Source organism: Oleiagrimonas sp. (assembly GCF_027858935.1).
Classification (GTDB): Bacteria; Pseudomonadota; Gammaproteobacteria; order Xanthomonadales; family Rhodanobacteraceae; genus Oleiagrimonas.
On sequence record NZ_JAQIBU010000361.1, the window covers coordinates 1 to 7,648 of the forward strand.

The following is a 7,648-nucleotide window of genomic DNA, read 5'->3' on the forward strand; positions in this document are numbered from 1 at the left end:
TATGTCGCCGTGGTGCGCGGGTCGCTGATCGCAGGGGGTACCGTGGATGCACCTCTTGGACGCCATGCAGTCGATCGCCTGCGCCAGGCCGTGCGCGACACGCATAGCGGCAAGCGTGCTGTGACGCACTATCGGGTTCGTGAGCGCTTTCGCGAACACAGCCTGGTCCAGTGCAACCTGGAGACCGGACGGACCCACCAGATTCGCGTGCACATGGCGCATGCCCAGCATCCGTTGGTCGGTGATCCACTTTACGGTGGCCATCTGCGCCTGCCCAAGGGCGCCAGTCCGGAGCTGGTTGCGATCCTGCGTGGTTTTCGCCGCCAGGCGCTGCATGCCGAACGGCTGGCCTTCGAGCATCCAGTCAGCGGCGAGGCCCTGCAGTTCGGTGCGGATCCACCGGAAGATTTCCAGGCCCTGGTACAGGCCTTGCGCGAGCATGCCTCCGCTGACTGACCGGGGTATCCTCAAGGCCCGCACCGCCATGCACGTTGCCTGATGCAAGACGCCTGGATCGTTCCCGACTTCCCCGCACCCGCAAACGTCCGGGCCATGGTCACCACCCGGTACGGGCCGGGTCTTTCGCCGCCGCCTTACGCGCGCTTCAACCTCGGTTTGCGCGTTGGTGATGAGGAGCAGACGGTCCGAGCCAACCGTCAGTCCCTGGTTCAGGCGCTCGATATGCCTGCCGAGCCGCGCTGGCTGCGGCAGGTGCATAGCACCTCGGTGGCCGAGCTTGGTCCCCTTTCGGGTCAAGTGGAACCTTGTGCCGATGCAGCCGTTTCGCGCGTGCCGGGCACAGTGCTGGCCATTCTCACTGCGGATTGCCTGCCGCTGCTGTTGTGTGGTGACGATGGAGGCGAGATCGCGGCCGCGCATGCCGGATGGCGCGGCTTGGCGGCGGGCATCATCGAAGCCACCGTGCAGGCCATGGCATCGCCACCGGATCGGGTCCTGGCCTGGCTGGGTCCGTGCATCGGGGCGCCCTCCTATGAGGTCGGGGATGAGGTTCGTGCGGCGTTCGTGGATGCCGATGGCGGGGCACACGCGGCGTTCACCGCGACCCGTCCGAGCCATTGGCAGTGCGATCTTGCGCGACTGGCACGGCGACGCCTTGCAGCCACGGGCGTCAGCCGTATCCATGGGGGCGGTTTCGACACGTACACGGACCCGCGTCTGTATTCCTATCGGCGCGACGGCAAGCGCAGTGGGCGTTTTGCCAGCCTGATCTGGACCCACGGTGAGCGGGGCACTTGAAGCGGATATGAGGAAACCGCATTTCGGAAGCAGAAAGGCAGCCTGACTGCCCAAACCGTCTCCAGGGAGACCTCCGATGCGCATGGACAAACTCACCTCTCGTTTCCAACAGGCGCTGGCAGACGCCCAGTCTCTGGCAGTCGGTCGCGATCACAACATGCTCGAGCCGGTCCACGTGATGATCGCCCTGCTTGAACAGAAGGGTGGCTCGACCACACCGTTGCTGGCGCAGTCCGGCGTCAACGTGCCGTTGCTGCGCGAGCGTCTGGGCGAAGTCCTCAACGGCCTGCCCAAGGTCACCGGCCAGGCCGGCGAACTCAACATGGGCAATGCGCTTGGCCGCGTGCTCAACCTCACCGACAAGTTGGCCCAGCAGCGCGGCGACCAGTTCATCGCCAGCGAGCTTTTCGCGCTGGCCGCGCTGGAAAGCGGCGGCGAGCTGGGCAAGGCGCTCAAGACCGTCGGTGCCGACAAGGGCCGTCTGGAAGCGGTGATCGACAAGATCCGCGGCGGCGAGAAGGTGGACAGCGAAAGCGCCGAGGAGCAGCGCCAGGCGCTGGAGAAGTACACCATCGACCTCACCGCGCGCGCCGAGTCGGGCAAGCTGGATCCGGTGATCGGCCGCGACGAGGAGATCCGGCGCGTGATCCAGGTGCTGCAGCGGCGCACCAAGAACAACCCGGTGCTGATCGGCGAGCCTGGCGTGGGCAAGACCGCCATCGTCGAAGGCCTGGCCCAGCGCATCATCAACAACGAAGTGCCCGAGGGACTGCGCAGCAAGCGGGTGCTGAGCCTGGACATGGGCGCGCTGATTGCCGGTGCCAAGTTCCGCGGCGAGTTCGAGGAGCGCCTCAAGGCCGTGCTGAGCGACCTGGCCAAGAACGAGGGCCAGATCATCCTGTTCATCGACGAGCTGCACACCATGGTCGGCGCCGGCAAGGCCGACGGGGCGATGGACGCGGGCAACATGCTCAAGCCCGCGCTGGCGCGTGGCGAGCTGCACTGTGTTGGCGCCACCACGCTGGACGAGTACCGCAAGTTCATCGAGAAGGATGCCGCGCTGGAACGTCGTTTCCAGAAGGTCTTCGTGGGCCAGCCCACGGTCGAGGACACCATCGCCATCCTGCGGGGCCTGAAGGAGCGCTACGCCATGCACCACGGCGTGGAGATCACCGATCCGGCGATCGTCGCCGCAGCCACGCTGTCCAACCGCTACATTACCGACCGGCAACTGCCGGACAAGGCCATCGACCTGATGGATGAGGCCGCCAGCCGCATTCGCATGGAGATCGATTCCAAGCCCGAGGAGCTGGACCGCCTCGAGCGCCGCCTGATCCAGCTGAAGATCCAGCGCGAGATGCTGAAGAAGGAGACCGACGAGGCCTCCAGGCAGCGTCTGGCTGATCTGGAGACCGATGTCGATGGCCTGGAGCGTGAGTTCTCCGATCTCAACGAGATATGGAAGTCGGAAAAGGCCGCGCTGCAGGGTGCGACCCGGGTCAAGGAGCAGATCGAGGCCGCACGCCAGGAATTGGAGGCCGCGCAGCGCCACCAGGACTACACCCGCATGAGCGAGATCCAGTACGGCACCCTGCCGGAACTGGAAAAGCAGCTGGCCGCGGCGCAGGCCGCCGAGCAGCAGGATTTCAAGCTGGTCCAGGACCGCGTCACCGAGGAGGAAATCGCCGAGGTGGTCAGCCGCTGGACCGGCATCCCGGTGTCCAAGATGCTCGAGGGCGAGCGCGACAAGCTGCTGAAGATGGAATCGGCGCTGCACCAGCGCGTGGTCGGCCAGGACGAGGCTGTCACTGCCGTGGCCGACGCCATCCGCAGGGCCCGCGCGGGATTGTCCGACCCGCACCGTCCGTATGGCTCGTTCCTGTTCCTGGGGCCCACCGGTGTGGGCAAGACCGAATTGTGCAAGGCGCTGGCCGGGTTTCTTTTCGACACCCAGGAGGCCATGATCCGCATCGACATGAGCGAGTTCATGGAGAAGCATTCCGTGGCCCGACTGATCGGCGCGCCGCCGGGCTATGTCGGCTACGAGGAAGGTGGATATCTCACCGAGGCCGTGCGCAGGCGCCCCTACAGCGTGATCCTGATGGATGAGGTGGAGAAGGCACACCCGGATGTGTTCAACATCCTGCTGCAGGTGCTCGACGACGGTCGCCTGACCGACGGTCAGGGCCGCACGGTGGACTTCCGCAATACCGTCATCGTGATGACCTCAAACCTCGGCAGCCAGATGATCCAGGACGCATCCGAGGACGCCGAAAGCGGTGCCGACAGGGAGCAGGAATACATCAAGATGAAAGCGGCTGTGATGGGCGTGGTGCAGACCCACTTCCGTCCCGAGTTCATCAATCGCCTGGACGAGATCGTGGTGTTCCGCCCGCTGGAGAAGGCGCAGATCCGCATCATCGCGAAGATCCAGATCGGGCAGTTGGAAAAACGCCTGGAAGAACGCCAGCTGAAACTTCAGGTCAGCGACAAGGCCCTGGACCTGCTCGCCAATGCGGGCTTCGACCCGGTGTACGGCGCCCGTCCGCTCAAGCGTGCGATCCAGCAGCAACTCGAAAATCCGCTGGCGCAGAAGCTCCTGGCCGGCGACTTCGCGCCTGGCGAGACGATCCATGTCGACGCAGAGGCGGGCCGCATGGTCTTCCGCTCGAGCCAGTAATCCCGATCCACTCTCCCCCGCACTCGGGGGAGGGTGGGGCTGGCTGTCAGCGAAGCCGAAGCGAAAGCCGCGCAGCAGCGGTCATGGCTCTGTGATCGGCGACCAATGTCCTTATGCAGGGTTCACGTCCTGAAACTCTGCTGCTTGCAGAATGGTTCCGACGATCAGCTCCCGCAGCCACGAGTGCGCCGGATCGGCGTCGCGCGAAGGATGCCAGTAGGCCAGTACCGGGATCGGTTTGAGCTTGAACGGCAGCGATCGGGTGGCCAAGGGCAGCAGGCGCGCGAAGTTGGCGGCGTAGGAGCGGGGCATGGTCAGCAACAGGTCGCTGGCCGCGGCCACCTGGCTGGCGGCAAAATAATGCTGGCAGGTGAGTCTGATCGCACGCGCGCGGCCGTCCTGATCCAGCAGCACGTCCAGCGGTACCGCCTCGCCGAGTTGCGACACGGCCACATGCTTTGCAGCCAGATAGGTGGCGCGCTTCAATGGACCGGAGGCCAGCGGATGGTCCCTGCGCATCACCACCACCAGGGACTCGTCCAGCAGGTGCCGGCTGGAAAGCCGGTTTCCGGCAGCCAGTCGGCGATCGATGGCAAGGTCGATGCGGGCGGTGCCGAGGGCGCGTTCGACTGCGTCCGAAGCAATACGCCGGCTGACCAGCCGAACATGTGGCGCCTCGCGTTGCAGACGATTGATCAACGGAGGAAAGGTGATCGACTCCAGCACATCTCTGAAACCCACCGTGAAGGTCCTTTCCAGGGCTTCGGGCCGGAAGCTGGCCTGCTTTCCCAGCGTGGCCTGCAGCCCCTGCAGGTGCACGCGCACGTCGTCGATCACGGCGCGAGCGCGGTCAGTGGGCTGCATGCGGTTGCCCTGGCGCACGAACAACGGGTCGCCGAAGGCAAGGCGCAGTTGCCCCAGGGCATGACTGACGGCGGGCTGGGTCAGGTGCAGCGCGCGCGCCGCCGCGCTGATGCCGCCGTGCGTGTGGATGGCCTCCAATACGCGAAACAGGTTGAGGTTCAGGCGCAGATCGGGGTGGGTCATGCTTGGCTCGATGTGGACTCAGGCTGCCCATATATTAGTCACATGGATAACCGGTCATAAAACCTATGCATTTCATTGATTGCGGTGCATGGGCGTAGGCTTGCAGCTCACGATTGACATGCATCGGAGCAGCCCATGGATTTTGCCCCCTCCGCGCAGGCCCGGGCCTGGAGCGAGCGCCTGCGGCAATTCATGCACGATGAAGTGCTGCCGGCCGAGCCGGTCTACGCCGCGGCCCTGACCGGCAGTCGCGACTGGCACCTGTGGCGCCAGCCCGAGGTCATGGAAACACTGAAATCGCGCGCCCGGGAGGCTGGTCTGTGGAACCTGTTCTTGCCCGATGCCGAACACGGCGCGGGCCTGGACAACGTCAGTTACGCCCAATTGGCCGAGATCATGGGCCACGCCTTCATTGCGCCTGAGGTGTTCAACTGCAGCGCCCCTGACACCGGCAACATGGAGGTGCTGCACCGCTACGGTTCCCCCGCACAGAAGGCGCAATGGCTGATGCCGCTGCTGGACGGCACGATCCGCTCGGCGTTTTGCATGACCGAGCCGGACGTGGCCTCGTCCGACGCCACCAACATGCAGGCCACGGCCACCGTCGACGGCGATACCGTGGTGCTGAACGGGCGCAAGTGGTGGTCCACCGGTATCGGTCACCCGCACTGCCGGTTCGTCATCTTCATGGGCCTGAGCGCCCCACAGGCGCCGAAACACCAGCGCCATTCCATGGTGATCTGCCCGCTGGATGTGCCGGGCGTGACGGTCGAGCGCATGCTGCCGGTATTCCACGATCTGGACGAGCCCTCGGGCCACGGCGAGGTGCGCTTTGACAACGTGCGCCTGCCGATGGACCACGTGATCCTGGGCATCGGCCGCGGCTTCGAGATCGCCCAGGGGCGGCTCGGTCCGGGCCGTATCCACCACTGCATGCGCGCGTTGGGCGCGGCCGAGCGTGCGTTGGCGCTGCTCTGCGATCGCGCTGCATCGCGACAGGCCTTTGGCCATCCGCTGATCGCATTGGGCGGCAATGCCGATATCGTCGCCGAGCTGCGCATGGCCATCGATCAGGCGCGGCTGCTGACGCTCAAGGCGGCCTGGCTGATCGACACGCAAGGCGTGAAGGCGGCCATGAGCGAGATCTCGCAGATCAAGGTGGTGGTACCGCGCGTGGCGCAGCGCGCGGCTGATGCGGCGATGCAGATCCACGGCGGCGCGGGCATGTCCGACGACCTGCCGCTGGCCGCGTTGTATGCCTACGCGCGCGTGCTGCGCCTGGCCGACGGTCCGGACGAGGTGCATCGTGCGCTGGTCGCCAAGCTTGAGATGCGCGCGCAGTCGGGCAAGCCTGCGAAGGGAGAGAACGCATGAAGGGATTGCAGGACCGCGCCCGTGCAGTGCGCGAGGAGGACCGCATCGAAGCGGCTGCCGTCGACAGGTTCCTGAAGCAGCATTTGGACGGATTGCAGGGCGCCCCGGAGATCTTCCAGTTTCCCGGTGGCGCATCCAACCTCACCTACCTGATCCGTTATGGCGAACGCGAGCTGGTGTTGCGGCGTCCGCCTGCCGGTGCCAAGGCCCATTCGGCGCACGACATGCTGCGCGAGGCGCGGGTGATGGCCGCCCTGAGACCACACTATCCGTACGTACCCGAAATCCTGGCCCGGTGTGATGATCCGGCCGTGCTGGGCGGCAATTTCTTCGTGATGGAGCGGCTGCGCGGCGTGATCCTTCGTCGTGAGTTGCCGGATGCACTGGGTCTGGATGCGGCCGGCGTGCGAAGCCTGTGCGAGGGCTTCATCGACCGCATGGTCGATCTGCATCATATTGACGCCAGTGCTCCGCCCCTGGCGGATCTGGGCAAGGGGACCGGGTACATTGCCCGGCAGGTGGCTGGCTGGAGCGAGCGCTGGCGCAAGGCCCTGACCCAGGGCAGCGACGCATGCGAGGACGTGCTGGCGTGGCTGGCCGACAAGCAACCCGCGCACGAAACCGCGATCTGCGTGATCCACAACGACTACCGCTTCGACAACGTGGTACTGGATCCGGACGATGCATTGCGTATCGTTGGTGTGCTGGACTGGGAGATGGCCACCCTGGGCGACCCGCTGATGGATCTGGGCGGTTCGCTGGCCTACTGGGTGCAGGCCGACGACGATGAGGTGTTCCGGTCCTTGCGCCGTCAGCCGACCCATGTGCCCGGCATGATGACGCGGCGCGAAGTGGTCGATTATTACAGCGAGCGCAGTGGCTGGAACGTGGACAACTTCGATTTTCACGAGGTCTTCGGTCTGTTCCGACTGATGGTGATCATTCAGCAGATCTATCGCCGTTACGCGCTTGGGCAGACCCATAACGAGCAGTTCGCCGGATTCGGACAGGCTGCGACCACCATGGGCCAGCGCTGCCGTCGTCGCATCGCGGAGTCGGACCTTTGAGTGCTGGCCAGATACTTTTGATCCGCCACGGTCAGGCCAGTTTCGGTGCCGCCGATTACGACCACCTTTCCGCAATGGGGAAAGCGCAGGCCGAACACCTGGGCCGCTGGTTTGCGCATACCGGAAAACGCCCGGACCTGATCGCGGTTGGCACGCTGCGGCGCCACGTGCACACAGCCGACCTGTGCCTGCAGGCGGCCGGGCTCGACGTGCCGCGACTTCA

General features: G+C 65.4%; 7 protein-coding genes. 6 read left to right on the forward strand and 1 reads right to left on the reverse strand.

The window, feature by feature from the left end:
• From PF446_RS13770 to clpB, 3 genes are all read left to right on the forward strand, one after another.
• Window positions 1-456 (forward strand): pseudouridine synthase (locus tag PF446_RS13770; RefSeq protein ID WP_298072577.1); only part of this gene is annotated, 456 nt, incomplete at its 5' end.
• 42 nt (window positions 457-498) lie between these two features.
• On the forward strand, window positions 499-1,257 hold the full coding sequence (gene pgeF, locus PF446_RS13775; RefSeq protein ID WP_298072580.1) for a peptidoglycan editing factor PgeF: 759 nt from the start codon (window positions 499-501) through the stop codon (window positions 1,255-1,257).
• Window positions 1,258-1,333: 76 nt separating this feature from the next.
• Window positions 1,334-3,937: an ATP-dependent chaperone ClpB gene (clpB, locus tag PF446_RS13780; protein ID WP_298072582.1), complete on the forward strand. Its 2,604-nt coding sequence runs from the start codon at window positions 1,334-1,336 to the stop codon at window positions 3,935-3,937.
• A 111-nt stretch (window positions 3,938-4,048) separates the two neighbouring features.
• On the opposite strand, the gene PF446_RS13785 is transcribed toward clpB, so the two are convergent.
• A complete protein-coding gene (locus PF446_RS13785) occupies window positions 4,049-4,984 on the reverse strand; it encodes a LysR family transcriptional regulator (RefSeq protein WP_298072584.1) in 936 nt (311 codons plus the stop codon).
• A 135-nt stretch (window positions 4,985-5,119) separates the two neighbouring features.
• Between PF446_RS13785 and PF446_RS13790 the strand changes: the two genes are divergently transcribed.
• The 3 genes from PF446_RS13790 to PF446_RS13800 form a co-directional block, all read left to right on the forward strand.
• Window positions 5,120-6,358 carry an acyl-CoA dehydrogenase family protein gene (locus tag PF446_RS13790; RefSeq protein ID WP_298072586.1) on the forward strand — a complete coding sequence of 413 codons (1,239 nt, stop codon included), beginning with the start codon at window positions 5,120-5,122 and terminating at the stop codon, window positions 6,356-6,358.
• The gene (locus tag PF446_RS13795) at window positions 6,355-7,425 is read left to right on the forward strand and encodes a phosphotransferase family protein (RefSeq protein ID WP_298072588.1); all 1,071 of its coding nucleotides are present in this window, start codon (window positions 6,355-6,357) and stop codon (window positions 7,423-7,425) included. Before PF446_RS13790 ends, PF446_RS13795 begins: the two co-directional genes overlap by 4 nt.
• The coding region (locus tag PF446_RS13800; protein ID WP_298072590.1) for a phosphoglycerate mutase family protein at window positions 7,422-7,648 on the forward strand (227 nt) is incomplete at its 3' end. The genes PF446_RS13795 and PF446_RS13800, both read left to right, overlap by 4 nt.

Excerpts from the sequence above, each read along its gene's own strand:
- pgeF (WP_298072580.1), top strand. The coding sequence starts at position 499 with ATGCAAGACGCCTGGATCGTTCCCGACTTCCCCGCACCCGCAAACGTC.
- PF446_RS13790 (WP_298072586.1), top strand. The coding sequence starts at position 5,120 with ATGGATTTTGCCCCCTCCGCGCAGGCCCGGGCCTGGAGCGAGCGCCTG.
- PF446_RS13795 (WP_298072588.1), top strand. The coding sequence starts at position 6,355 with ATGAAGGGATTGCAGGACCGCGCCCGTGCAGTGCGCGAGGAGGACCGC.
- PF446_RS13785 (WP_298072584.1), bottom strand. The coding sequence starts at position 4,984 with ATGACCCACCCCGATCTGCGCCTGAACCTCAACCTGTTTCGCGTATTG.
- clpB (WP_298072582.1), top strand. The coding sequence starts at position 1,334 with ATGCGCATGGACAAACTCACCTCTCGTTTCCAACAGGCGCTGGCAGAC.